At 59.4% G+C, this 25,870-nt stretch carries 27 protein-coding genes; 10 read left to right on the forward strand and 17 right to left on the reverse strand.

The genetic code is table 11. From position 1 onward, the window contains the following. Positions 1-25: 25 nt before the first annotated feature. The 4 genes from gshA to G5533_RS16910 all read right to left on the reverse strand — a co-directional run bounded on the left by gshA (position 26) and on the right by G5533_RS16910 (position 5,938). Positions 26-1,624 carry a glutamate--cysteine ligase gene (gshA, locus tag G5533_RS16895; protein WP_204380232.1) on the reverse strand — a complete coding sequence of 533 codons (1,599 nt, stop codon included), beginning with the start codon at positions 1,622-1,624 and terminating at the stop codon, positions 26-28. 61 nt (positions 1,625-1,685) lie between these two features. Further along, positions 1,686-4,499 carry a M16 family metallopeptidase gene (locus tag G5533_RS16900; RefSeq protein ID WP_441255115.1) on the reverse strand — a complete coding sequence of 938 codons (2,814 nt, stop codon included), beginning with the start codon at positions 4,497-4,499 and terminating at the stop codon, positions 1,686-1,688. A gap of 27 nt (positions 4,500-4,526) precedes the next feature. Next, a complete protein-coding gene (locus G5533_RS16905) occupies positions 4,527-4,964 on the reverse strand; it encodes a YqaA family protein (protein ID WP_042656294.1) in 438 nt (145 codons plus the stop codon). Next, a complete protein-coding gene (locus tag G5533_RS16910; protein WP_421255636.1) occupies positions 4,961-5,938 on the reverse strand; it encodes an NADP-dependent oxidoreductase in 978 nt (325 codons plus the stop codon). The genes G5533_RS16905 and G5533_RS16910 overlap by 4 nt, the downstream gene beginning before the upstream one ends. A 56-nt stretch (positions 5,939-5,994) precedes the next feature. On the opposite strand from G5533_RS16910, the gene G5533_RS16915 reads away from it, so the two are divergent. After that, entirely contained in the window at positions 5,995-6,162 is a 168-nt protein-coding gene (locus G5533_RS16915; RefSeq protein ID WP_005308905.1) for a hypothetical protein, read from the forward strand. A 54-nt stretch (positions 6,163-6,216) separates the two neighbouring features. Here G5533_RS16915 and G5533_RS16920 read toward each other — a convergent pair whose 3' ends face one another. After that, positions 6,217-7,227: a Preprotein translocase subunit SecY gene (locus tag G5533_RS16920; protein WP_139494909.1), complete on the reverse strand. Its 1,011-nt coding sequence runs from the start codon at positions 7,225-7,227 to the stop codon at positions 6,217-6,219. Between the two features lie 255 nt (positions 7,228-7,482). Between G5533_RS16920 and G5533_RS16925 the strand changes: the two genes are divergently transcribed. Both G5533_RS16925 and G5533_RS16930 read left to right on the forward strand, forming a co-directional pair. After that, on the forward strand, positions 7,483-7,779 hold the full coding sequence (locus tag G5533_RS16925; protein WP_139494910.1) for a hypothetical protein: 297 nt from the start codon (positions 7,483-7,485) through the stop codon (positions 7,777-7,779). 19 nt (positions 7,780-7,798) lie between these two features. Beyond that, positions 7,799-8,149 carry a hypothetical protein gene (locus tag G5533_RS16930; protein ID WP_441255117.1) on the forward strand — a complete coding sequence of 117 codons (351 nt, stop codon included), beginning with the start codon at positions 7,799-7,801 and terminating at the stop codon, positions 8,147-8,149. 49 nt (positions 8,150-8,198) lie between these two features. On the opposite strand, the gene G5533_RS16935 is transcribed toward G5533_RS16930, so the two are convergent. The 4 genes from G5533_RS16935 to rpsF form a co-directional block, all read right to left on the reverse strand. Further along, entirely contained in the window at positions 8,199-8,939 is a 741-nt protein-coding gene (locus G5533_RS16935; RefSeq protein ID WP_042084396.1) for a ferredoxin--NADP reductase, read from the reverse strand. Positions 8,940-9,040: 101 nt separating this feature from the next. Continuing rightward, positions 9,041-9,487, reverse strand: coding sequence for a 50S ribosomal protein L9 (rplI, locus tag G5533_RS16940; protein WP_005340490.1), 447 nt, complete (start codon positions 9,485-9,487; stop codon positions 9,041-9,043). A 52-nt stretch (positions 9,488-9,539) separates the two neighbouring features. Then, complete coding sequence (gene rpsR / locus G5533_RS16945) at positions 9,540-9,770, reverse strand: 30S ribosomal protein S18 (protein WP_005308890.1); 231 nt, start codon at positions 9,768-9,770, stop codon at positions 9,540-9,542. Between the two features lie 30 nt (positions 9,771-9,800). After that, complete coding sequence (gene rpsF / locus G5533_RS16950; RefSeq protein WP_005308887.1) at positions 9,801-10,187, reverse strand: 30S ribosomal protein S6; 387 nt, start codon at positions 10,185-10,187, stop codon at positions 9,801-9,803. 237 nt (positions 10,188-10,424) lie between these two features. Between rpsF and G5533_RS16955 the strand changes: the two genes are divergently transcribed. The 3 genes from G5533_RS16955 (at position 10,425) to G5533_RS16965 (ending at position 13,225) form a co-directional block, all read left to right on the forward strand. Continuing rightward, a complete protein-coding gene (locus G5533_RS16955) occupies positions 10,425-11,648 on the forward strand; it encodes an Nramp family divalent metal transporter (RefSeq protein WP_042053364.1) in 1,224 nt (407 codons plus the stop codon). Positions 11,649-11,759: 111 nt separating this feature from the next. After that, the gene (locus G5533_RS16960) at positions 11,760-12,617 is read left to right on the forward strand and encodes a hypothetical protein (RefSeq protein WP_266134763.1); all 858 of its coding nucleotides are present in this window, start codon (positions 11,760-11,762) and stop codon (positions 12,615-12,617) included. Positions 12,618-12,781: 164 nt separating this feature from the next. Next, a complete protein-coding gene (locus G5533_RS16965) occupies positions 12,782-13,225 on the forward strand; it encodes a PACE efflux transporter (RefSeq protein WP_005358045.1) in 444 nt (147 codons plus the stop codon). A gap of 127 nt (positions 13,226-13,352) precedes the next feature. On the opposite strand, the gene hupA is transcribed toward G5533_RS16965, so the two are convergent. Next, positions 13,353-13,625, reverse strand: a complete 273-nt coding sequence (hupA, locus tag G5533_RS16970; RefSeq protein ID WP_005340484.1) for a nucleoid-associated protein HU-alpha — start codon at positions 13,623-13,625, stop codon at positions 13,353-13,355. 337 nt (positions 13,626-13,962) lie between these two features. Here hupA and rsd point away from each other — a divergent pair, with 337 nt between their 5' ends. Both rsd and G5533_RS16980 read left to right on the forward strand, forming a co-directional pair. Beyond that, complete coding sequence (gene rsd / locus G5533_RS16975; protein ID WP_216952872.1) at positions 13,963-14,445, forward strand: sigma D regulator; 483 nt, start codon at positions 13,963-13,965, stop codon at positions 14,443-14,445. 101 nt (positions 14,446-14,546) lie between these two features. After that, positions 14,547-14,927, forward strand: a complete 381-nt coding sequence (locus tag G5533_RS16980) for a PilZ domain-containing protein (RefSeq protein WP_216952871.1) — start codon at positions 14,547-14,549, stop codon at positions 14,925-14,927. Between the two features lie 56 nt (positions 14,928-14,983). Here the strand turns inward: G5533_RS16980 and radA are convergent, their stop codons facing one another. Continuing rightward, the gene (gene radA, locus G5533_RS16985; protein ID WP_005341318.1) at positions 14,984-16,351 is read right to left on the reverse strand and encodes a DNA repair protein RadA; all 1,368 of its coding nucleotides are present in this window, start codon (positions 16,349-16,351) and stop codon (positions 14,984-14,986) included. Between the two features lie 100 nt (positions 16,352-16,451). On the opposite strand from radA, the gene G5533_RS16990 reads away from it, so the two are divergent. After that, on the forward strand, positions 16,452-18,833 hold the full coding sequence (locus tag G5533_RS16990; protein WP_441255120.1) for a PilZ domain-containing protein: 2,382 nt from the start codon (positions 16,452-16,454) through the stop codon (positions 18,831-18,833). A 38-nt stretch (positions 18,834-18,871) separates the two neighbouring features. Here the strand turns inward: G5533_RS16990 and G5533_RS16995 are convergent, their stop codons facing one another. After that, positions 18,872-19,777, reverse strand: a complete 906-nt coding sequence (locus G5533_RS16995; RefSeq protein ID WP_216952869.1) for an alpha/beta hydrolase family protein — start codon at positions 19,775-19,777, stop codon at positions 18,872-18,874. Between the two features lie 28 nt (positions 19,778-19,805). Continuing rightward, a complete protein-coding gene (gene serB, locus G5533_RS17000; RefSeq protein WP_216952868.1) occupies positions 19,806-20,816 on the reverse strand; it encodes a phosphoserine phosphatase SerB in 1,011 nt (336 codons plus the stop codon). A 119-nt stretch (positions 20,817-20,935) separates the two neighbouring features. Here serB and G5533_RS17005 point away from each other — a divergent pair, with 119 nt between their 5' ends. After that, complete coding sequence (locus G5533_RS17005) at positions 20,936-21,571, forward strand: AhpA/YtjB family protein (protein ID WP_219265291.1); 636 nt, start codon at positions 20,936-20,938, stop codon at positions 21,569-21,571. A gap of 60 nt (positions 21,572-21,631) precedes the next feature. On the opposite strand, the gene deoD is transcribed toward G5533_RS17005, so the two are convergent. From deoD to deoC, 4 genes are all read right to left on the reverse strand, one after another. Further along, entirely contained in the window at positions 21,632-22,348 is a 717-nt protein-coding gene (gene deoD / locus G5533_RS17010) for a purine-nucleoside phosphorylase (RefSeq protein ID WP_040096807.1), read from the reverse strand. Positions 22,349-22,424: 76 nt separating this feature from the next. Further along, positions 22,425-23,633: a phosphopentomutase gene (locus tag G5533_RS17015; protein ID WP_421206092.1), complete on the reverse strand. Its 1,209-nt coding sequence runs from the start codon at positions 23,631-23,633 to the stop codon at positions 22,425-22,427. 14 nt (positions 23,634-23,647) lie between these two features. Continuing rightward, positions 23,648-24,979 carry a thymidine phosphorylase gene (deoA, locus tag G5533_RS17020; protein WP_441255121.1) on the reverse strand — a complete coding sequence of 444 codons (1,332 nt, stop codon included), beginning with the start codon at positions 24,977-24,979 and terminating at the stop codon, positions 23,648-23,650. Positions 24,980-25,088: 109 nt separating this feature from the next. Further along, positions 25,089-25,862, reverse strand: coding sequence for a deoxyribose-phosphate aldolase (gene deoC / locus G5533_RS17025; protein ID WP_005340468.1), 774 nt, complete (start codon positions 25,860-25,862; stop codon positions 25,089-25,091). Positions 25,863-25,870: the final 8 nt, after the last annotated feature.

Below are 25,870 nucleotides of genomic sequence, written 5' to 3' on the forward strand. Positions count from 1 at the left end.
CACTTTGGTTGGTACGAACCCGCCTTCAGGCCGTGGTGGTACTGGTACCGAAGTAGTCGGCCAGGAAGTCATCGAATGACAGGCTGTCGCTGCGCTCGCGCTCCCGTTGTTTGGCCAGGGAATCCTTCGCCTCACCGGCAAAGTAGGCCTCATCCCAGTACTGCAGTTCCCCTGCCAGCAGCTCCTCGCGATAGCGGGTCGCCAGCTTGTCGCCGTAACAGCCGTTATCCTTGCCACTCTCCAGCAGCTCCTTGAGCATGCGGGCGGAGTAGGTCAAATCCGGATTGAGCAGCTTCTCACGGTGCATTGCCAGCGTTTTGCGATAGTGGTTACGGCCGCAGCAGCGATCCAGCAATTCGGCCACCTGAGCCAGCTCGTCGAACAGCTTGAGGCCGTACTCTTTGAGGCCAATGGCATTGCCCTGCTCATCTTCAAGCATCAGGCCGGGACGGCGCCCTTCCAGCACCACCTTGTTCTGGTTGCGGCGGTTGCGGGCAATCTCCTCGTCACTCAGCACCGGAGAGGGGCGCAACAAGCACCAGACCAGGAACAGATCGAAGAAGCGGATCTGGTCGGCATCGATACCGAGCGGGGTGAAGGGGTTGACGTCTACGGTGCGCAGCTCGATGTATTCGATGCCGCGCTGATCCAGCGCATCCGAGGGCTTCTCGCCGCTGCGCGGGGTGCGCTTGGGACGGATTGGAGCGTAGAGCTCGTTCTCCAGCTGCAACACGTTGTCGTTGAGCTGACGATACTCCCCATCCACCTTGACCCCGATCTTGGCAAAGTCGGGATTGTGGGTATTGATCGCCCGGCGCAGGCTGCTGACATAGGCCGGCAGGCTGTCGTGGCTAATCTTGAGCCCCGCCTGGGCGCTGTTGGTATAGCCCAGATCGGAGAGACGCAGCGCGGTAGCGTAAGGCAGATAGAGGGTACCCTTGCCGGTCTTCTCGAACGGCAGGTTGCTCTTGCGCCCTTTGAGGAAGGATTCGCAGATGGCCGGAGAGGCGCCAAACAGATAGGGGACCAACCAACCGAAACGGTAGACGTTACGAATAAGCCCCATGTACTTGTCGGAGATAAAGCGCTGGCTGCAACAACCGACGCACTCCAGTTCCTGCCACTCGCTCCAGAAGCTGTCCGGCATGGAGAAGTTGAAGTGCACCCCGGCGATCACCTGCATCAGGCTGCCGTAGCGGTTCTTCAAACCCTGACGGTAGAGGGTCTTCATCCGGCCGATATTGGAGCTGCCGTACTGGGCCAGCCGGATGCTCTCTTCCCCGCCGACGAAGCAGGGCATGGAGAGCGGCCAAATCCGCTCGTCACCCAGATGCTGAATCACATGGTGATGGATGTCGCCGAGCTGCTCCATCAGGCTGTCGATGGAGTCGGTGGCCGGGGTAATGAACTCCAGCAGGCTCTCCGAGTAGTCGGTGGTGATATTGGGATGGGTCAGGGCCGAGCCCAGCGCCCGGGGATGGTCACTCTGGGCGAGCCGGCCATCCGGCGTGATGCGCAGGCATTCACGTTCGATCCCGCGCCGGATCCCCTTGAGCGCGGTGAGGCGCTCCGGTGATCCCAACGCATTCAGCAACTCGGTGAGCGACAAGCTTGTTGTAGTCATATTCACGGCTCATGTGAGGCCGCCCCATCCGGGGCGGCTCTTGATTTTTATAAAGCGTCAGTTACGGCAACTGCAGCGGATAGATGGGAAGATGAAGCTCCTTCAGGGGTTTTTCAAGCTTTTGCTTGTCTCCCACCACCACGATCACCATGTCGGCCGGATTGAGCCAACGGGCGGCACTGGCCTTCAGCGCCTCGGGCGACACCGTTTTGATCAGGTTGTTCTGGGCCTGCACATAGTCCGGTTTCAGGTCATACATCACCATCTGCAGCAGGAAGCCCGCCTTCTGGCCCAAGGTCTCGTAAGAGAGGGCATCCTGCTGGGAGACCGCGCTGCGCATATAGGCCAGCTCGACCGGCGTCGGGCCGCTCTTGCGGTAGTTGTCCATCTCCTTGAGGAACTGGCGAATGGCATCCACGGTTGCATCGGCCCGCACATTGGCGCCGGTGGCGAAGGTGCCCACCTCCCGGTTGGCGGAGAAACCAGAGCTGGCGCCGTAGGTGTAGCCCTTGTCTTCCCGCAGGTTGAGGTTGATGCGGCTGTTGAAGTTGCCCCCCAGGTTGAAGTTCATCAGCCCGGCGGTGAAGTAATCCCCCGTGGTATCGAACGGCATGGCGCGACGACCGATGCGGATCACCGACTGGGGTGCCCCCGGCTTGTCGACCAGATAGATGCCCGGCTTGGCCTGCTCACCCTTGAGCTTGAGATCCCCCAGAGTCGGCATGGCCCCCTTCCACTCGGTCAGGAAACCAAGTTGCTCCTCGATCTGCTTCTGATCCACATCACCGACCACCACCACTTTGGCGTTGGTGGGGTTGTAGTAGGCCTGATAGAAGTGCTTCACGTCCGCCAGGGTCAGCTTGGCCACATCGGCCGCTACCCCGTCGGTAGGTTGACCGAGGCGGTTCTGCTTGCCGTAGACCAGTTCGCGGAACGCCTGCCCGGCCAGCCACTCGGGCTGCTGCTGGGCCTGTTGCATCCCTTGCAGCAGCTGCGCCTTGACCCGTTCGAAGTCCGCCTCCCGCATGCCCGGGCGCTCCAGCACCTCGCGCACCAGCGCCAGGGTCTGGGGCAACTTGTCCGCCAGCGAGCTGACGGTGATGAGGTTGTTGTACTGGGCGCTGGAGACATCGATGCTTGAGCCCAGCTTTTGCAGCTCATCGCTCAGCTGAGCCTCGGTCAGGCGCACCGTGCCCTGCCCCATCATGGCGGCAGTCAGATTGGCCAGCCCCAGTTGCCCCTTATCTTCGGCACGAATGCCGCCCGGCAGGGCAATCATGATGGAGACGGCCGGGATCTCGTCACTCTTGGTGCCGATGATCTCGATGTTCTTGTCGAGCTTGCCGTGCCAGATGGCGGGCACCTTGACGCTCACCGCCTCGCTCGCCTTGGGTTGCACGCTGCGATCGAAATTGTCTTTTACCGGTCGTTCGGCCAGCGCTTCGTCATGCTTGCTGTAATCCGGCAGCTCGCGCTTGGCGGGGGTAAAGTTCGGGGTGGCAACCTGCCACTCTGTCTTGCCCTTGGGTACCACGCTCAGCACCACCGCAGGCTTGTCGGCGATGAACTTGTCGTAGGCCGCCTTCACCTGCTCCGGTGTCACCTTGCCGATGGCATCCAGCGTCTTGAACACATAGTTGGGATCCTGGGCAAACACCTGACCCATGGCGAGCTGGCTCACCTTGCCGGAGACGCTATCCAGACCCCAGATGGCGGAGGCGCGGTACTTGGCGATCGCCTTCTCCAGATCTTCCGGCTTGAGGCCGCGCTGGGCGAACTCGCCGATCACCTTGTCCACCTCCCCCTTGAGGGTCTTGAGGCTGCCATCCTGCGACGGATTGGGGTAGGCGTAGACGGTCAGAGTACATGCCAGCTCTTCGCAGTAGTGGGACGCCCCCACATCGATCGCCTTGCCGGTTTTCACCAGCGACTGGTAGAGCATGGAGCTGGCGGAACCGCCCAGCACGTCGGCAAACATGTCGAGTGCCGGCTCCTGCGGATCGCCAAGGGAGACAGTGGGGTAGCTGATATAGAGCAGCGGCAGGTGTACCTTGTCCTGCAGCGTCACGTAACGGGTCTCGGGCAGGGTCACCGGCTTTGGCGTCGGCTCGGCCACGTCCGGGCCGCGCGGGATGGAGCCGAAGTACTTCTCGATCCATTCGAGGGCCTGCTTGCTGTCAAAGTCGCCGCCCAGAGTCAGGGTGGCGTTGTTGGGGCCATACCAGCGCAGGAAGAACTGCTTGAGGTCGTTTACATCGACCCGGTCGAGATCTTCCACGTAACCGATGGGCTGCCAGGAGTAGGGGTGAGTACGCGGATAGAGCGCCTCCCCCACCTTTTCGCTCACCAGCCCGTACGGCTGGTTGTCGACCCGCTGGGCCCGCTCGTTCTTGACGGTAGCGCGCTGGATCTCGAACTTCTTCTGGCTCACCGCATCGAGCAGGAAGCCCATCCGATCCGCCTCAAGCCAGAGCACTTTTTCCAGCTGGTTGGCAGGCACAGTCTCGTAGTAGTTGGTGCGATCCTTGTTGGTGGTACCGTTCATGTCGCCACCGGCCTCGTTGATGATCCGCATATGCTCCTGATCACCGACGTGTTTCGAGCCCTGGAACATCATGTGCTCGAAGAAGTGGGCGAAACCGGACTTGCCGACCGTCTCGCGGGATGAACCGACGTGATAGGTCACATCGAGGTGCACCAGCGGATCGGAGCGATCGGGGGCCAGGATCACGGTCAGGCCGTTGTCCAGCTTGTACATCTGGTAGGGGATGGCGAGCTTGCCCTCCTCCTTGCCCTGTTCGGCGATCAGGGTCGGTGCCGCCAGCACCGGCAGGGTGAAGCCCAGCAGAATCGTTAAAGGTATGACTTTGTTCACGGTAACCTCGTGAGTGACAAAAACAGGCTAGAAAATGTGACTGGCCAGCAGAAAAACCAGGGCATAACGGAACAATTTGCCGAGCCCGATCAGAATGAGAGAGCGCCAGAAGGAGAGGCGCAGCCAACCGGCCAACAGACAGAGACCATCACCGACCACCGGCGTCCAGGCAAGCAGCAGACACCAGTGACCATGTTGTTTGAGCCAGCCTAAGGCTTTTTGTTCCCCACGGCCTTGAAAATCTTCCGGTTTTTTCTTGAAGGTGGCGAGCCAGCCGAGCCACCAGGTGGTCATGGAGCCGAGGGTATTGCCCAGCGTCGCCCACAGCAACAGGCTCGCCATGCTCCACTCCCCCTTGGCCACCATGGCCCCCAGCAGCACTTCGGAGCTGCCGGGCAGCAGGGTGGCGGAGGTAAAGGCGCTTAAAAAGAGCCACCCCAGCCCCATCTCCATCATCTCGCTCATCCGGGATAGCCATCGGCCGCAGGCATGCGCAGCAGCAGCTTGCCGCGTACATGGCCCCCTTCGATGGCCTGATGGGCCAGCGCCCCCTCAGCCAGAGCGAACTCACCGGCTAGGGTGACCTTCACCTCCCCCTGACGCAGCAGCATCAACATCTGACCCAGCTGCTTCTGGTCGGGGTGAACCAGCATGCCGACCACCTCGATACCCGCCGCAGCCCCAGCATCCTTGATCTGCTGGGCGGTAATGGTAGGCACAGTCACCAGGCGGCCACCCGGTTTGACGCAGGCCAGCGCCGCCTTGCCGCTCTCGCCGCCCACCAGATCCAGCACCAGATCGACCTGACTGGCCTCTGCCACCACCCGTGCTGGCCAGTTCGCATCATGGTAATCCACCATCCAGCGCGCCCCCAGTGCGTGCAGGAAGCCATGGTTGTCGGGGCTGGCGGTGGCCACCACCTCGGCGCCATAAGCGCTGGCAAACTGCACCGCCAGATGGCCGACGCCACCGGCACCGGCGAGGATCAAGACCCGCTGACCGCTCTGGAGGCCGCCGTGCTCAAGCAGCCCCTGCCAGGCGGTGAGACCGGCCAGCGGCAGCGCCGCCCCCTGCTGCAGGCTCACTCCGTCGAGCTTGACCAGCTCGCCTTCGCTTGCCACCACAGACTCCCCGTAGCCACCGGCAGCGAGGGGAAAACCGACCATGCCGCACACCAGATCCCCCTCGACCAGCGAGGTCACGCCGGGGCCTATCTTCTCCACCACGCCGGAGATGTCATAACCCGGTGTCCAGGGCAGCTTGTCCTTGTTCTGGGCCGCCGCCCAGCCAAGACCGGCGCGGGTTTTGGCATCGATGGGATTGACCCCCGCAAAGCAGATGCGTACCCGCACTTCGCCATCGGCTGGCACCTTATCGAGGGAAGGGTTGAGCTTGAGTACCGAGGGGTCACCGAATGCGGTAATCTGTAGTTGCGTCATTGCACAATCCATCCTGTTGATTGATCAAGGGTCAACAGAATAACAGCGAGGACACCATGGCTCGAATGTTTCTTATTCCTCTGTTGCTGGCACTGGGGTGGTGGGCATTTCTGCTCTACTTCCGCATCCCGCTCAAACAGGGGGCCAAGGGGTTTTACTGGATCATCGGCATCGGTGGCGGACTGGCCGCCTTCCTCAGCCTGATGATGGTGCTGACTCACTGAGTGCCACAGCCACTCGATAACGAAAAAGGCCACCGCGTTCCGGTGGCCTTCTCACTATCCGGGTTGCTGCTCCAGCGCCGGATTTAGGTAGTAGTGTCGATTGCTCCCCTGCCCCAGCACCCCTTGCGACAGCAGATGGTGGAACACCCGATCCACCTCCTCCAGCGAGAGTGACAAAGCCTGTGCCACCGAGCGTTTGCTGCACTTGAGCTCACCGCTCACCAGCGCACCGCGCACCTGCGCCAGCACCTCGGGGGCGGGCTCGGGCGGCAGCATGGGCTCAGGCTGGGCTGCCATCGCCAACTCTGCCTGCGCCTCTCTGCGAGCTTGATCCTGCTGCCAGCGCCACATCCGGCGAAAGCGGTTCTCCTCGCCGATCAGGCTGACGAAGAAGGCGCCGAACACGTCGAGCAGCACCGAGAGGAAGCAGACCAGCAGGAACTGCACCTGGCTAATGCTCATCCCGACCCCGTCCGCCAGACTGCTCATCAGCCCCAGCATGGAGGATTGCTCATTGACCGGCTTCGCATCGCGCTGCTGACGCAGCTCATCCTGCTGCAAGCGCAGCTTGGTGTTGGCATGCTGCAACGAGGAGACGCCACTGGAGATGCGCTCCAGCTCGATATATTTGCGGGCTGCCTCTTCGTTGAGCTGGATCTGCCGCTCGATGCTGGCGATCTGCTCGTCGAAACGGGCGAGCTCCCGCTCGTGGCGCGCCTGCTGGCTCAACACCGTATTGGTGGCGCTGTTGATGCCACCGATACTGCCGCCGATGGAGATGGCCGCCAGCACGCTGTAAAACAGCAGCGACCAGAGAGCACCACTCAAATCCCGCCGTGCCTTGCGCTCGCCGTACTCGTACCAGACGTAAAACTTGCCCAGCTCGAAGATGATGGCCAGGCCGCCGAACAGCCACTTCATCAGCGGGTTGTCATCGATGGAGAGGAACAGCAGCAGGGAGAAGATAATGGAGGCCAGAATGGCCAATCCGGTGAAACTGTATACCGTCGTCAGAGCGAACCACCCCTTGGGGTAGCGCTGTGTGGAGGAGTCCTGTGTGGTCATGATGAAGGGGTGTGCTATGCAGGAAAAGTTGGCTGCCGATTATAGTCGCCAGACTCGCACAGAGAAGGGCAAATGACTGAATTCCTTCAGATTGGCAACCAGCTGCCCAGAGTGCGACCAAAACGGACAAATCGGCAGCAGAAAAGCGATACAATTCCTCCCTGACTTGATCATGTGGTGAGATGAGGTGCGATTCCGCCCGGGTTCAGCCCAGATCCGTACACTCATCCACCGTTGCAATTATCCGAGGCCATCATGAACAGTACGACCACCTTGCTACTCTCCCTTCTTCTGGTTACCGGCGGCGCCGCTGCGACACAGCAATATCCAGAGAGCGGTGGCACCGAATTTTCCGTCGATGAGCTTAAATTCAATCTGGACTGGGATGACAAACAGTTCGGCTGGACCCAGAACGACTGCCTCACTCTGGATATCGGGGAGACCTCCACCGTCGACTGCAAGGCGGTCAAATTCAATCTGGAAGATGAAGAGAATCGCAACCAGCCACCGAAAACCAACCAGGTCCCTGCCAACTCGCAGAGCGACCAGTAACAACAGGAGTACCCTTGCGATGATCCAAGCTAAACACAACCCCGTTATCCAGCGTGGCGCCCTGCTGCTTTCCCTGCTGATGGCGCACGGCATCGCGGTTGCGGCACCGCCAAGCAAAAATAGCGATGGCATCAAGATCTCCGGTGATGACATCAAGATCAATCTCGACTGGGATGACAAGGAGTACGACTGGTGGCAGGACAACTGCCTGGATCTTGGCATTGGCGACAGCCGGATCAAACTCAACTGCGACAAGATGGATGGCAAGTACCGGGATCACTACAACCGCAGCATCCACAGCGGCAATAACCCCGGGCAAGGTCACGACAAACAGAAGGATAAAAACAAGGGTAACGGCAAGAAGAACTGAACGCCCTCTCCAGATGCAGCAGGGGCCTGGCGCCCCTGTGCTGATTTTTTTACCAATAATTCTCCGCACTGATATTGCCCGGCGCCCGCCGCAGATTCTTGGCCAACCCCAGCGCCAGCAAGGTCTGCTGGGTCTCTTTCACCATCTCCGGATTGCCGCAGATCAGCACCTGACTCAGCTCGGGTGAGAACTCCAACCCCACTCGATCCTGCAACTGACCATTGGCAATCGCCGCCGGGATCCGCCCTGCCATTGCATCGGGCCAGGGCTCGCGGCTGACAAAGGGGACATAGCGAAAGCGCGCGCCATATTGCTCGGCAAAGCTGGCGATCAAATCCTGATAGCTCAGCTCCTCGCCTTTACGTACCCCATGCACCAGCACCAAATTCTCGAAACGGTTGAAGGCCTCGCCATCGGCCAGCATGGAGAGGAAGGGGCCGATGGCAGTGCCGGTCGAGAGCAGCCAGAGATCGCGCCCGGCGGGCACCTCATCCAGCGTCAGAAAGCCGGTGGCCTGGGATTGCACCAGCAGGGTGTCACCTGCTTGCAGTGAGCCGAGCGAGGGAGTCAGCTCACCGCTCGGGATCTCGACCAAATAGAACTCGTGATATGGCGCAGAGGGGGGATTGACGAAGGAGTAGGCGCGCTGAATGCGGCGATCGCCCTGCTCGAGGGCCAGCTTGGTGAATTGGCCTGCCTTGTAGGGAGCCAGCTCGGCCGCTACCCGCAGGGAGAACAGAGTGGGTGTCCATTCGATGCGTTCAATGACGCGGCCTTCTACCCAAGCCATAAGGATCTCCTCCAGTGGAACAGGCCTTCACTCTACCCCCGGGCCGGAAAATAAAAAACCCGCGCAAAAGCGCGGGTTTTCTCTGCAAAAGCGAATCGCTATTACAGGGCAACAACCTGGATCTGTACGGTTGCTTTAACGTCAGCGTGCAGCTGAACAGCAACTTCGTAGTCACCGGTGTTACGCAGAACGTTGCCCATGCGGACTTCGCTCTTGGCAACGGCTACGCCGGCAGCAGTGATGGCTTCAGCCACGTCACGGGTACCGATGGAACCGAACAGCTTGCCTTCGTCGCCAGACTTGGAAGCGATAACCACGGTAGCCAGTTCGGCCAGCTTGGCAGCACGCTCTTCAGCAGCAGCTTTGTTGGCAGCCAGTTTGGCTTCCAGCTCAGCGCGACGAGCACCGAAAGCTTCGATGTTGGCCTTGGTGGCCATAACAGCTTTGCCTTGCGGGATCAGGTAGTTACGGGCATAACCAGATTTCACGGAAACTTGGTCACCCAGACCGCCCAGTTTGGCGATTTTGTCGAGCAGGATAACTTGCATTACCTTTCCTCTATAAATTTCGTTGAGTTAGGCTTAAGTGCCGGGCCGATTCTTACTTGTTGTGCAGATCGGTGTACGGCAGCAGAGCCAGGTAACGAGCACGCTTGATGGCGCGTGCCAGCTGACGCTGATACTTGGCGCGGGTACCGGTGATACGGCTCGGTACGATCTTGCCAGATTCAGTGATGTAGTTTTTCAGAGTAACGATATCTTTGTAGTCGATCTCGGTAACGTTCTCGGCGGTGAAGCGGCAGAACTTACGACGACGGAAATAACGTGCCATGGCCTTTATCCTCTAGTCAGTGATCCAGAATTACTCTTCGGAAGCAGCTTCAGTAGCTTCTTCGCGGCGCTCGTCGTCACGACGGGTGAAGCGCTCTTCTTTGGCCTTGGCCATCGGAGAAACTTCAGTCACGGCGTGCTTGGTGCGCATGATCATGTTGCGGATAACGGCATCGTTGAAGCGGAAGTTGGTTTCCAGCTCATCGATAACGGCTTGCTCTGCTTCTACGTTCATCAGAACGTAGTGGGCTTTGTGCAGTTTGTCGATCGGGTAAGCCAGCTGACGGCGGCCCCAATCTTCCAGGCGATGAATGGTACCACCGGAGGTGGTGATGGCGCCGGTGTAACGCTCGATCATGCCGGGAACTTGCTCGCTCTGGTCCGGATGAACCATGAAGACGATTTCGTAATGACGCATTTTAGCTCCTTACGGATTAATTCAGCCTCCGCCCAGGTGCAGCCAGACCTCGGAGGCAAGGAACATAATGGTGTTTAGTCGCTGCTTTTCTAGGGCGGCGTATTGTACGAAATCACATCCCTCACTGCAACTGGCCGCCTTAAATGTTTTTCCCGATGGAAATCATCAGAAACAACAATTGATAACGATTATCATTTAGATCTATTCTCTCTCCATATCCTTATGGAGGGTGATGCCATGCAACCCGCACTGACGACTACGATTCCAGCCCGCAAATTCAAACTGACCCTGCTCGGGCCTGCCTTTATCGCCGCCATCGGCTATATCGACCCGGGCAACTTCGCCACCAATATTCAGGCGGGCTCTACCTTTGGCTACCAACTGCTCTGGGTAGTGGTATGGGCCAACTTGATGGCAATGGTGGTGCAAACCCTCTCGGCCAAACTCGGTATCGTCACCGGCAAGAATCTGGCGGAGCACATCCGCGACCGACTGCCGAAACCGGCGGTCTGGGCCTACTGGGTGCAGGCAGAGATCATCGCCATGGCCACCGATCTCGCCGAATTTATCGGCGCCGCAGTCGGCTTCAAGCTGCTGCTTGGCGTGACCTTGCTTGAAGGAGCCTGCATCACCGCCGTGGTGACCTGGGGGATCCTGATGTTGCAGTCCCGTGGCCAGAAACCGCTGGAGTTCGTGGTCGGTGGCCTGCTGTTGTTTGTCGCGGCGGCCTACATCGTCGAGCTGATCTTCTCCCGCCCCCATCTGCCTAGCCTACTGGAAGGAGCTCTCTTCCCCGGTCTGCCCAACAGCGATGCCGTCTATCTGGCCGCCGGTGTGCTCGGTGCCACCGTGATGCCCCACGTTATCTACCTGCACTCGGCACTGACCCAGCACACGCAGGATCAGGGCTCGGTCAGCCAGCGGCTGCACACCACCCGGGTCGATGTGGCGATTGCCATGACCATCGCCGGCTTCGTCAATCTGGCGATGATGGCGATGGCGGCCGCCGCGTTCCACAGCTCCGGCAGCCAGCAAGTAGCCGAGCTGGAGTCGGCCTACCAGACCCTCACCCCGCTGCTGGGTCAGGCGGCCGCGACTCTGTTCGGCCTCTCGCTGGTCGCCTCCGGCATCAGCTCTACCGTGGTGGGCACGCTGGCCGGCCAAGTGGTGATGCAGGGCTTCGTGCGCTTCACCATCCCGCTCTGGCTGCGCCGCGCCATCACCATGGCCCCTGCCTTCGTGGTAATCGCCATGGGCCTCAACACCACCGAGATCCTGGTGCTGAGCCAGGTGGTGCTGAGCTTCGGCATCGCGCTGGCCCTGATCCCGCTGTTGATGCTGACCGGCGATCGCGCCCTGATGGGGGAGTATCGCAACCACCCGGTGACCCAGGCGGTCGGCCGCCTCATCGTCGCCCTGGTGATCGGGCTCAACGCCTACCTGCTGGTCGCCATGATCTAGCGAACCGTCAAACCGAGAAGAGGGGCTCATTAACTCTGGTTAATGAGCCTCTTCGCACTTTGGCGTATGCTGCCGCTTTCTTTTCTCATTTATCGTTGCGGGAGCCTTGCCATGGAACATACCCGAGTCAGCTTCGTGCTGGGCCATCATCAGGAGCAAGCCAGCGTGGTCTGCTGTCAGCGTGGCGACACCACACTGCTGGTCACCGACCTCACCCCCTTTCATCCCCAGAGCCACCTCTGGCCCGATCAGCCGGGGGATGTGGGCCATGCTCGCTGGGAAGGGGGCGAAGCCGCCATTGGCCCTTGCCGGATGGGGGCCATCAGCCCGGATGGCGAGCTGTTTGTCGATACTGCGATTCCGGTCAAACGGGGCGCAGAGGGGTGGAGTTTCGTGGTGGTCCATCCACTGACCGGAGACCACGCACTAGCCGTTGGCAACCAGGTCGAATTGCAAGTAGATAGGGCTGCCCGCCACGCGTTGAGTCTGGGCCATAGTGGCTGCCATCTGGCGGCGTTGGCGCTCAATCGAGTACTGACTCCCTACTGGCGCAAGGAGGTAAGCGAGCGCGATGCACTGGGCCAGCCCGACTTCGACCGCCTGGCTATTCAAAGCTCTCGGGTCGAGCCTTGTGGATCGCGGGAGCAGTACCGCATCGGCAAGAGCCTGCGCAAGAAGGGGGTCAACAGCGAGGCGCTGCTGGCAGATCTGGCGCTGATTGAAGTGCAGGTCAACCAGCAACTGGCCGACTGGATCGCAGCCGAAGGCGAGATCCGCCGCAGCCGCGCTGGCGAGGCGATCATCGATTCCCGTTACTGGCACTGCATGCTGGAAGGCCAGGAGATCACCATTCCCTGTGGCGGCACCCATGTTGCCTCGCTCGCCGAGTTGGGGGAGGTCAAGGTACAGCTCACTCAAGTGGAAGAGGGCTTTGCCATGCTGACCCGGGTCACGCCAACCGAGGCCTGAGTCGCAAACTTGACCACTCAGGGCTAACGCCCAAATTGGCAATAGAGAAGTATCGCAAATGAGGGGGCATCATCATGCCTCTCAACGCCAGTCATGACGGGCCGATGCTTCTCTTTTAACCACTCCCTGATTAGAATGCGCCTCCCACAGGAGGCACATCACCCATGAGTAGTACCCAACTACGCACCACCCCGGATCGACTTCGTTATCTGGTTCTCTACGAAGGCATCGGGCTGGCACTGGTCGCACCGCTGATCAGCCAGCTGTTCGGTCAGGGCGTCGCCGAGGTCGGTTCGCTGGCCATCTTCTTCTCCATCGTCGCCACTGCCTGGACCTACGGCTGGAACCTGTTGTTCGACAAGGGGTTGCTCAAACTTTGCGGACGCACCAACAAGCGACCACTGGACCGCTTCCTGCACGCGTTTGGCTATGAGGCGAGCTTTATGATGCTCTCCCTCCCCTGCGTCATGTTCTGGCTCGATTTGGGAGTGTGGGACGCCCTGATGCTGGATCTCGGCTTCGTCGCCTTCTACCTCGTCTACATCATGGTCTTTACCTGGGCCTATGAGCGGATCTGGCCGCTGCCATCCAACCCGCAAACGGCATAAGGCCTCAGCCGCAACGAGGCCGACAGAAGGAAAAGTCAGGAAGGACTAATAGGAAGGATGGGAGAATCCCATAAAAACAATGCCAGTCAGCAAGCTGACTGGCATTGGACAAAACAGACTTTCGGACTTACTTGACGGCGTCTTTCAGAGCCTTGCCAGCCACGAATGAAGGCACGTTGGCAGCAGCAATCTGGATCTCTTTACCAGTTTGCGGGTTACGACCGGTGCGGCCTGCGCGGTGGGTGACCTTGAAGGTGCCAAAACCGACCAGTTGCACAGCATCGCCTTCTTTCAAGCTCTGGGTAATACCATTGATGATCTCTTCCAGAGCCACTTTGGCCTGAGCTTTGCTCAGATCTGCTTTGGCGGCAATCGCATCGACAAGTTGAGCTTTGTTCATAACATTTCCTTTATGATCGGGCATTTAGCGCTGGGTCACTCTATGCAAAAAAAAACGCACAGGCAAAGCCTTTATCGAGCCGAACGCGTCAAACGCTGGGGTTTTCATCAAGATCTGCGGAAATAGTCACATTCCACACGCGAAAAACCGTGAGCAGGCCTGAAACCTGCTAGCACGCAGACACAATCCGCTGACTATTTCTTCGCCACTTAACATTATCCCCCCATGGCTATTGACGCTTGCCCAGATTTTCCCTAGTTATAGGTTGTGTCACTGCTCAAACGGCTCGGAATACCGAACAATCGGCCAGCCTTTGCCCCACGGAGGGATAGGGATTATGTTGACGAAACTGGAACAGACCAAGCAGGCGCTGGCAGGCAAGCATAAAGCTATCGACGACTGGCTGGATGCAAGGCAAGCGTTGCTGGTTGGATACATGCAGCTGGCAGGCCTTACTCCGGCGCGGACCAAGCAACGCAGCCTGCCCAAAACAGAAGAGCTGCATCAGTTTTGCGACCGTCTAGTCGACTATGTCAGCGCGGGCCATTTCGAGATCTACCACCACGTCGTCACCGCCTTCGAGCAAGCCAGCGGCGAAACACTGGAGCTGGCCAAGCGCATTTATCCCCATATTCGTGCCACTACCGAGTTTGCCCTCGAATTCAACGACAAATACAGTGATGCCGACGAGGCCCAACTGCTACTGCTCGATGATGACCTCAACGAATTGGGCCCGGTACTGGAGGATCGCTTCAAACAGGAAGATCGCCTGGTCAAGGCACTCCATGTGGTGGAGTTCCTCAGTGCCCAGCAAGCCTGATTGCTATTTTCGGAGCAAGTTCAAGATACTGGCAGCCAAGGTGCATTACACTCAGAGCAATGATTCCCTGTGTCCAGCTGATTCCAAACTAGGAGATGAGCATGTCTGAGCGCCGCCGTTTTGCACGGATCCTCTATTTGACCACGGCCGAACTCACCCAGGGGGAGCACAAGTGGCAGACTCAGCTTGTCGACATATCCCTGCAGGGCGCCCTGTTAATCCGACCGGATGATTGGGAGAGCCGTGACAACAAGGAGTACCAGCTCAGTTTTGTCCTGAGTGGCAGCGACATCGAGATCAAGATGCAGGTCGAGCTAACCCATGAAGCCAGCAAGAAGCTGGGGTTCTACTGCCACCACATCGACATCGACAGTGCCACCCACCTCAAGCGGATGATAGAGCTCAACGTAGGTGACGAAGAGCTGCTGCATCGGGAGCTGGAACAGCTGTTGAACGAGCATCAGGAGCACAACCAGTCGTAACGACGCCCGGCCAGACATGGTGCTCTTTTCTGTTCATTCAGCCTCTATTGCTACGGTTATAACGCCTCGAGCGCCTCTGATAACTTCTTGACCGGCACCACTTCCATCCCCTCGATAGGATGCTTGGGGGCATTGGCGTGCGGCACGATGGCACGACGAAAACCGTGTTTGGCCGCTTCCTGCAGCCGCTCCTGACCAGAGGGGACAGGACGGATCTCCCCTGAGAGCCCCACTTCGCCAAACACCACCAGATCCTTGGGCAGCGCCTGATCCCGGAAACTGGAGACCATCGCCAGTAGCAGCGCCAGATCCGCACTGGTCTCCTCGACCTTGACCCCGCCAACCACGTTGATGAAGACATCCTGATCCGCCATCTGCAGCCCACCGTGACGGTGCAGCACCGCCAGCAACATGGCGAGCCGGTTGTGATCCATCCCCACCGCTACCCGACGCGGGTTGGAGAGCTGGGAGTAATCCACCAGCGCCTGCAACTCCACCAGCAGCGGCCGGGTGCCCTCCCAGATCACCATGACGATGGAACCGGGCGCCTGCTCCTGCCCCCGACTGAGGAAGATGGCGGAGGGATTGCTCACCTCGCGCATCCCCTGTTCAGTCATGGCAAAGACCCCCAGCTCGTTGACCGCACCGAAGCGGTTCTTGTGAGAGCGCAGAGTCCGAAAACGGGAGTCATGGCCACCGTCAAGCAGCACAGAGCAGTCGATGCAGTGTTCCAGTACCTTGGGGCCAGCCAGACTGCCATCCTTGGTCACATGACCCACCATGAAGATGGCCACATGGTTCTGCTTGGCGTAACGGGTCAGTAACGCTGCTGCCTCACGCACCTGTGAGACCGAACCGGGAGAAGATTGGACATCCGCCACATGCATCACCTGAATGGAGTCGATCACCATGATCTGCGGCTGCTCCTGCTGGGCAATCAGGCAGATCTGCTCAACGCTGGTCTCGGAGAGCATCCGTAGCTTGTCGGTAGGCAAACCAAGGCGGTTGGCCCGCATTGCCACCTGCTGGAGCGACTCCTCACCGGTGACATAGAGAGTTTTCATCCGCTCTGCCAGACCACACATGGTCTGCAGCAGCAGGGTCGATTTACCCGCCCCCGGGTTACCACCGATCAGAATCGCCGAGCCGGGCACCACACCGCCACCAAGCACCCGATCCAACTCCTTGAAACCGGAAGTAAAACGGGGGATTTCGGTGGTGGCGATCTCTGCCAGTGTCTGTACCTGACTGCCGACCGCGCCGGCATAACCGGTGTAACGGGCACTCTTGCCTGCGGGAGTGACGGAGCCAAGGCGTACCTCGGTGATGGTATTCCACTCCTTGCACTCGCTGCATTGACCTTGCCAGCGTGTGAAGTCGGCACCACATTCGGAACAAACATAAGCAGTTTTATTTTTAGCCATTGATAACTCGGGGACAGGATGAATTCCTGCTTGATATACTTGTTTGCGACCGACAGATCAAACCCAGAATCGGAAAAGTGACTTTCCGTGGCAGGAACACATGGATTCAGTACACCAACAACATCTGATTGAACAACTTGTACCCCTGCTGCGGGAGAAAGATTTCGAAGAGATCTTCAACCGTCTGACCCAGGACGAAAACAGTAACGGCCGTTTTCTGATCAAGATGGAGCTCAATCGCAAATGCTCCCCTTGCCGCAGGGTTATCGACATGCGCGATGAACTGGAGGACGAGTGCCTGGTGCACGAGTTCGACGGTATCACCCACTTTATGCCGGCCGAGGCCATCGGACTGTTTCAGTCCCAGTGCTATCTCTACCGTGACGCCTATACCCTTGGCGTTTACGAAGCGCTGCAACAATGGCAAAAGAACCATCACCACGCCCGGGTGGATAGCCTGCTGCAACCCCCTGTCAGCCCCTTCCGGCAATACGACGTCAACACCATCGTCTTTGCCAGTTACTACGGGCGACGACAAGAGCGGATGCACTTCAGCTCGCCCTTGCTCATCAAACTTCATGACGGGGAGAAGTTGTTCGCCAAGAGTTCCGATCTTTCCCTCGGCGGCATGAGAGTCTCGGTCCCCTATTTGCCCAATTACCAGACCGGCGCTCAGGTCGAGGTCTTCTTTACCGGGCTGGAGCGGGATCACCCCAATCCGGTGCTGCATCAGCCGGTCGGTTACCAGATCCTCGGTGAAGAGAGCAAGGAAGGGAAGTATTGGCTGAGGCTGGTACGCTCCGGTGAGCAGCCCGCCTTCGATGCCTTCCTCAGCGACTTTATCGAAGCCAACAAGATCCGCTATCGGGTCAGCGTCGACTATCTGCTCTCCGCCGCCATCATCAAGGGATATGAGCAGTTCTACCTGCCACGGATGACCGGCATGCCGCTCTTCTTCAGCACAGGAGACTGTCCCTCACTCGAGATAGCACTGCGCACCGAGAACAACCAGCACCTGCTGGAGTATTGGCGCGACGAGAAAAACCGCGATGCCCTGGCGGGACTCTTCTCAGCAAAACGGATGAAACGCCTCTGCCCTGCTCCCGGCACCACGACCGAAACCCTCATCTACTGCTTCACCCACACGGTACGCAGCCATATCTATTTCTTCTCTGCCACTGCTGAAGAGCTGCGCCAGAGTGGTCTCACCGCCCTCTTCTTCCAGGTGGGCTCCCGACGTCCCAGCTGGCGTGTCTACAAGTTTTCACTGGAGGCGTGTGAATCGCTGGAGGCAGATGTAGGGCAGTTGCAGGGGGTCGAAAATTCGCAACTGCAGGATATTCTGTTACTCGAACGTCTCAAACTGATTGGGTATTGCGGCCTGCTGCAGGAGATCAGTCTGGAGTCCCAACGGGAGGAGTTCCGCCCGGAGGGCGAGCTGGGCAATAATGCCAATGAATTGCAACGTTTTGGTCACGAGCTGGGCGTTGCCCCCTTCGAGATTGAATCCCTGCACTATGTCCAGTTGCGCAAGGAGCTGCGCTATATCCACAAAACAGCCGTTGCCATCCATCACAATGGCAAGTCATGGCTTGGCTGGACCCGAGATATTTCTGCCCATGGCCTGCAGGTCGAGCTGGAAGATGCCTTTATCGGCGAGAAAAACGATGTGGTGACCATCGCCCTGCCCCGTCTGCAGGAGTTATCCAAGAGCATGGATCTGCAGCATCTCTCCTACCGGCTGGTTAGTCTCAACATGACTCGCACCGTGCTGCACCTCTGTATCGACGGGGATTCCGATCGTCATACCGGTCGTCAGTTCTTCAGCCTGCTGATCGAGAGCAACCAGAACAAGCTCAAGGCGGCGCAGGAGCAGCGCCGTTATCGCGGACTGGCGCGAGCCCTGCGCAATATTTACACCCACCACCTGTTCAACTCACCGGTCTATATCAACAAACTGAAGGGTGCCCCCAAGCCAGCCGCCATCGGCAAGTCACTCACTCCGCGCAGCCTGCAACAACTGTTAACCGCCTGTGCCGAGCAACCTGAGCAGGAGAACCTCTATCCGCTGTTTCAGGGGGAGTTGTTCAAGGAGCTGCTGATGAATCCGTTGCGAGCCATCGAGCGGGAGGACAAACCGCGTGAAGATGAGGTCTATATTGCCAGCATCCAGACCAAGGCAGGCCTCCCCATCTTCACCAGCCGCCTCGCCAGCAGCTTTAGCAACCTAAAAGAGAAGCGCCAGTTCATCGAGCTGGCACTGCAGCAGGGAGAATTCTACTCGGTGCTGGTCGGCATCTCCCGCACCGGACGCCCCGACACCAACTTCATCGCCAATGAGCTGGACTACATCGCCAAGTTCGCCATTCACAAGGCAAAGCGGCTGGAAGAGGAGTTGTGGAGTGTCGTGGGGGTTGGCGAGCTGACCGACACCACCCAGGCAACTCTGTTCCGGTTCGGCATCACGCAGCCGCCCCGCTGATCCCATCGACACGGGCGCACTATGTGCCCTGTTTTTTGTCATGCTGCCTGCGGATTGAGCAGCCATTCCAGGATCCGGGGAAAGTGATCCTCCTGCGCCTGCGGGGCGGTCAGCATATTGATGTGGTCATAGTCAAGCCGGTTGCCATTATCACGCCCCAGGCGGGTGTGACGAGCAGCCGAGCCTATCTCGTCGCTGAAACGGCGCACATCGGTCGGATGGCCCAATACCTTGTCGGCTCTGGCAGAGATCATCCAGAGTGGCGGCCAGTTGACCCGTGCCGCCCCTTCGTCATAGGCAAAACCGTCGTGAGGATCCCGCCAGGGGCCACACTTGACCCAGGGGATGGTCTCCTGCAGATAGCGCAGCGGCTCGTCGTCAGCACCTATCTTCAGAGTGCGAGCAGCCAGAAAACCACGGCGGCGAGCCAGCCAGGGGGCCAGCCGATTCCAGATCAGATCCACCTTCAGCCAGCGCTCGGGATTGTGCACCGACACGCCGCGTTTGGTACCAAAAAACAGCAGACTGGCCACCTGCTCCGCCAGCTCGGGAAAGCGCACCAGGGTCGAGGCCATGATGACGCCACCCCAGGAGTGGGCCACCCAGTGCACCTTGAAGCCATGATGGCGCTCGGCAATCCAGCGATGCAGGGCGGGCAAGTCCTCGGTGATTAGCTCGTGCTGGCCGTGCTCCGCCTGCTCGGCGATGGCCGGAGTGCTGAGCCCCCGTCCCCGCAAATCAGCCACATAGACCTGATAGCCGTGGCGGGCCAAAAAACAAGCCAGCCCCTTGCCCGATTCGGTGTAAAAGATGCGGCCGTTCTCGATGGCGCCGTGCACCATCAGGATCGGCTCGCCATGCACGGCGACCCGGGGTTTGATGTGGCGAACATGCAGTTGATGGGCGCCACAGGGGATAAACAGAGACTGCTGCAACAATTCCATTTTTATTGGTTTCCTCCTTGAAACACAGTCAGCGCTTGTCCCAGCGTTGTTCGCTGCAGGCCCGCGCCGCCAGCAGGCAGATCACCCCCTCCAGATCGTGATGATTGAGGGTGGCCGCAGCCTGCGCCCGCACCAGCGGCTTGGCATGAATAGCAATCCCAAGACCTGCCACGCCCATCATCTTGAGATCGTTAGCACCATCGCCGATGGCCACGGTCTGGGCGGCAGCAATGCCGTACTCCTGAGCAAGCTGCTGTAACACCTCGGCCTTGACGCTGGCATCAACGATGCGCCCGCTCACCTTGCCAGTCAGCTGACCCCCTTCCACCGCCAGCTCGTTGGCGAAGATAGCATCGAGCCCCAGCGCCTGCTGCAACTCGCCGGCAAAACGGGTAAAACCGCCGGAGGCGATGGCCACCTTCCAGCCAGCCTCTTTGAGGGTATCGACCATCAGTTGCAAGCCGGGCATCCACGGCATGTTGGCGGCCACCTCGTCGAGAATGGTGACCGGCGCTCCAGCCAGCAGGGCCACCCGGTTGCGCAGACTGTCGGAGAACTCCAGTTTGCCCTGCATGGCAGCAGCTGTTACCGCCGCCACCTGATCGCCGACCCCCGCCAGCCGCGCGATCTCGTCGATGCACTCGATACGGATCGCGGTGGAATCCATGTCCATCACCAACAGGCCGGGTTCGCTCAGGGTGGGTAGTGCCGGCAGGTGGCAGAGATCGATCTCCCACTCACCGCTCTTGAGCTCGGCCACCAACTCGGAAGAGAAGCGATCGCAGCCAAGCAGCAGCAGCGGCACCTCCGTCACCTCGGTGGGAGGATAGAGGGTGGCCACCAGCCCCTGCGCAGCCAACAGTGGTGACAGATGCGTCAGATGGGAGGCGCCCAGCCCCTTGCCAAACAGTACCAACCAGCCGCCCGCCTGCGGGGTCTCTGTCGGTTGCAACGCATCGGCGTTGAGCTGCCAACAGGGTGAGCCGGACAACAACGCAGGCCAATCGGATAACAGAGGGGGGAGCCGGGACAACAACATAAGAGATACGCCTTCCTTGGTGATCAGGGGGTTAACAATGCTGACCCAGAGTAGCGTATTGCTTTTTGCGCAGGCAAGCGCCAAGATCCGGCACTCATTGTCAGCATGAGGTCTCGCGCTTGCAGCGTCATCTTCCCATCAAACGTGTACTCAGTCTGGTAGCCGGCCTGCTGCTCGGCTGCTGGGTACTGGTTGTTCTCCTTCATATGCAGGGAGAGAGCCAGGCTGCGCTGCACACCGAAGCACGCAACCGCGCCCAGGCACTGGTCGCCTATGCTGCCCGCGACATGAAGCGCTGGATCAAGGAGGAGAACAGCAGTGAGCTGGAACGGCTGGCCCGGGATCTGGCGACCGAGCCGGAGATCCTCGATGTCACACTCTATGATGGACGCGGCATTCCCCTCGCCCAGTCGGAACAGGCCGTACCGCTGGAGAGCCTGCTACCCATCGGTGACAATAACAAATCGATGCCGGAACAAGGCAAGGGGCGGATCCAGTTCGTACAGGAGGTCCTGGATGGCGATCAGACACTGGGCTACCTGCGCATCACCCTGGAAGAGCAGCAGATGCTGGCGGACAAGGACACCAGACTCAAAACGATTCAGGAGAAACAGCGGCTGATATTGCTGATTGCGCTGCTGGCAGGTCTGCTTATCTCCTATGGCATTCGTCGCAACTATATGCGAGTGCGCAAGCACAAAAAACGAAGTCCTCCACCCTCCCCGCCGCCAACCAACAATGATGCGGCGCAGTAAACGGATAAAGAAACGGCGACCAGAGGTCGCCGTTTTTGCATGGTTCCAGAGGCTGCGGGATTAGTTGTCGCCCAACAGGACGGAATCCAGCGCGATTTCGATCATATCGTTGAAGGTCAGCTGACGCTCTTCAGAGGTGGTCTGCTCACCGGTACGGATATGGTCGGAGACGGTGCAGATGGTCAGCGCCTTGGCACCGTACTCTGCGGCCACGCCGTAGATACCGGCGGCTTCCATCTCGACACCCAGGATGCCGTATTTTTCCATGACGTCGAACATGGAGGGGTCCGGGGTGTAGAACAGGTCGGCGGAGAAGATGTTACCGACGCGCACGGCAACGCCCTTGTTCTTGGCGGCCTGCACGGCATTGGCAACCAGGTCGAAGTCAGCGATGGCAGCGAAGTCGTGATCCTTGAAGCGCAGACGGTTTACTTTGGAGTCGGTGCAGGCACCCATACCGATCACCACGTCACGCAGTTTCACGTCTTCACGCACGGCACCACAGGAGCCCACACGGATCAGGGTCTTCACACCGTAATCGGTGATCAGCTCTTTTGCGTAGATGGAGCAGGAGGGGATACCCATGCCGTGGCCCATTACGGAGATACGACGGCCCTTGTAGGTACCGGTAAAGCCGAACATGTTGCGCACGTCGCAGATCTGCTCGACGTTCTCCAGGAAAGTTTCAGCGATGTACTTGGCGCGCAGGGGGTCGCCCGGCATCAGCACGGTATCAGCAAAGGCGCCATCTTTCGCATTGATATGAGGAGTTGCCATTCTCTTGATTCCTTCACACTAGGTTGAGTTTTATTGTTTTATAAATTGCCCGCCGCCGAAGTGGCGGGCGGGTAAATTACAGGAAGCTGGTACCGTACGCCAGTTTCGGCAGGCCGTGGTAAGCCGCGATGCTCTGGCCGATATCGGCAAAGGTCTCGCGACGACCGACAGAGCCAGCCTTGACCGGCTTGCCGAAGAACAGCACCGGAATGTATTCGCGGGTGTGGTCGGTACCACCCCAGGTCGGGTCACAGCCGTGGTCGGCAGTCAGCACCACCACGTCGCCATCTTGCAGCAGCTCAAACAGCTCCGGCAGGCGGGAATCGAAATACTCCAGCGCACCGGCATAACCGGCAACATCACGGCGGTGGCCGTAGGAGGAGTCGAAGTCGACGAAGTTGGTGAAGACGATGGTGTTGTCACCGGCCGCTTTCACCTCTTCCAGCGTGCGATCCCACAGCTCGGTCAGACCGGTCCCTTTCACCTGCTTGGTGATGCCCTGCTGGGCATAGATGTCGGCAATCTTGCCGATGGAGACAACCTGGCCACCCGCATCTTTCATGTAATCCAGCACGGTCGGCGCCGGCGGCAGCACTGAGTAGTCGTGGCGGTTGCCGGTACGCTTGAAGTTGCCCTTGCCTGTGCCCACGAACGGGCGCGCAATCACGCGGCCGATGTTGTAGGGCTCCAGCAGCTCGCGCACTATGTGGCACAGCTCATAGAGCTTCTCGAGGCCGTAGGTCTCTTCGTGGCAGGCAATCTGGAACACGGAGTCGGCAGAGGTGTAGAGGATCGGCTTGCCGGTCTTCATGTGCTCTTCGCCCAGATCGTCCAGCACCTGGGTACCGGAGGCGTGGCAGTTACCGAGATAGCCCGGCAGACCAGCCTTCTCGACGATGGCGTCCAGCAGCTCCTGCGGGAAGCTGTTGTGGTGATCCTTGAAGTAGCCCCACTCGAACAGCACGGGCACGCCGGCGATCTCCCAGTGACCGGACGGGGTATCCTTGCCGGAGGAGAGCTCCTGAGCAAAGCCGTAGGCACCGACCACCTCGATATCTTTCTTCAGCCCTTCCGGGAAGTAGCCGGAGGCCTGCTCGCAGGCGTGGCCCAGACCCAGCTGGTTGAGGTTCGGCAGATTGAGGGCGCCACGGCCTTCAATTTCACCTGCCGCACACGCCTTGGCGATATGGCCAAGGGTGTTGGCGCCCACATCTCCGAACTTGTCGGCGTCGGCAGCAGCGCCAATACCGAAAGAGTCCATCATCAGAATAAAGGTACGTTTCATGGGTCTTCCCCTTGTTACAAATCGGCCAAGGTGATACGGCAGTACACTTCAGGCAGTGCTTCCGGCCGCTCGCCACCAATCCGAACAGCCGCCTGCACCATGCTGGCAGCCTGAGCATATTGCTCTTCAGTCTGAGCGTGGATCATCGCGATCGGCTTGTCAGCATCAACACTTTGACCCAGGCGGATAAAGTCGGTCAGACCGACCGCATAATCAAGTTTGTCACCGGCAGCGCGGCGACCACCGCCCATCGCCACCACGGCCAGACCCAGCTCGCGTGTATCCATGGCGGTCACGAAACCGCTGTTGGCCGCGAAGACCGGGCGCACGATGGCAGCCTTGGGCAAGTAAGCGTCATAACGCTCCATAAAATCGGCCGGGCCACCGAGACCAGTCACCATGCGACCGAAGATCTCGGCTGCCTTGCCGTTATCCAGCACCGCCTGCAGCTTGGTGCGGGCATCGCGCTCGTCGCTGGCAAGACCGGCAGAGATCAGCATCTCGGCGCACAGCGCCATGGTCACTTCGTGGATCCGCGGGTTGCGGTATTCACCTGTCAGGTAACGCACCGCTTCACGTACTTCCACCGCGTTACCGGCGCTGGAGGCCAGCACCTGGTTCATATCGGTCAAAAGCGCAGAGGTGCGGCAACCGGCACCGTTGGCCACGGCCACAATGCTCTTGGCCAGCTCTTCGGAGGCTTCGAAGGTTGGCATAAAGGCGCCGGAGCCCACTTTCACATCCATCACCAGCGCTTCGAGCCCGGAGGCGAGCTTCTTGGAGAGGATGGAGCCGGTGATCATGGCGATGGATTCGACGGTTGCAGTAATGTCACGTACTGCATAGATACGCTTGTCAGCAGGGGCAAGATCGCCGGTCTGGCCGATGATGGCCACGCCCGCCTCTTTCACCACTTTCAGGAAACGGTCGTTGTCGACCGAGGTCTGGTAGCCGGGAATGGCATCCAGCTTGTCGAGGGTACCGCCGGTATGGCCCAGACCACGACCGGAGATCATCGGCACGAAACCGCCGCAGGCAGCGACCATCGGGCCAAGCATCAGGGAGACAACGTCACCCACCCCGCCGGTGGAGTGCTTGTCGACAATCGGGCCACCCAGATTGAGGTGATCCCAGGTCAATACCATGCCGGAGTCGCGCATGGCGCAGGTCAGGGCAACCCGCTCATCCATGGTCATGTCTTTGAAGTAGACCGCCATCGCCAGCGCGGCAATCTGCCCTTCGCCGATGGTGTTGTTGGTAATGCCCTGAACGAAGAATTGAATTTCTTGGGTACTGAGCGCTTCACCGTTGCGCTTCTTGCGAATAATTTCTTGAGGCAAAAACATCTTTCATTCCCTCCGCCATTGCTGGCGTTACACAAGCCTGAATCCTTGCCCGCACACCGCATGGTGGGGGCTAACAGGGCGGACAGCCGTCCGCCCTCTCATCAACCTATTAGTAACCGCTGGTGTTGGCTGGCTTGTCGCCATGCCCCAGAGTGGCCAGCAGACTGGCCAGCAGGCTGGATGCACCAAAGCGGAAGGTTCGGGCGGATACCCAGTCGTTGCCGAGGATCTCTTCGGCCATGGCCAGGTACTGACCGGCAACGGCGGCATCTTTCACGCCACCAGCAGGCTTGAAGCCGACTTTCGGATTCTTGGCCTTGATCACTTCCATCATGATGCGTGCCGCTTCTGGGGTCGCATTGACCGGCACCTTGCCGGTGGAGGTCTTGATGAAATCGGCACCGGCATCGATACAGATTTCGGAAGCGCGACGGATCAGCGCCTCTTCTTTCAGCTCGCCGGTTTCGATGATCACTTTCAGCAGCACGTTGGCACCGCAGGCCTCTTTACAGGCTTTGACCAGATCAAAACCGATCTGTTCATTACCGGCCATGAAGGCGCGATACGGGAACACTACGTCCACTTCATCAGCACCGTAGGCGACAGCGGCACGGGTCTCGGCCACGGCGATCTCGATATCGTCGTTGCCGTGCGGGAAGTTGGTCACGGTCGCAATGCGTACGTCGGCAGCGCCGATCTCACGCAGGGTCTTGCGAGCGATAGGGATAAAACGGGGGTAGATGCAGACGGCGGCGGTCAGGCCAGCCGGTGACTTGGCCTTATGGCACAGGTCGATCACCTTCTGATCGGTGTCGTCATCGTTCAGGGTGGTCAGGTCCATCAGGTTCAGGGCGCGCTGAGCGGCCACTTTCAGATCAGTCATTCTGTTCT

This window comes from Aeromonas sp. A600620, assembly GCF_029479985.1.
In the GTDB taxonomy this organism is placed as follows: Bacteria; Pseudomonadota; Gammaproteobacteria; order Enterobacterales; family Aeromonadaceae; genus Aeromonas; species Aeromonas veronii_A.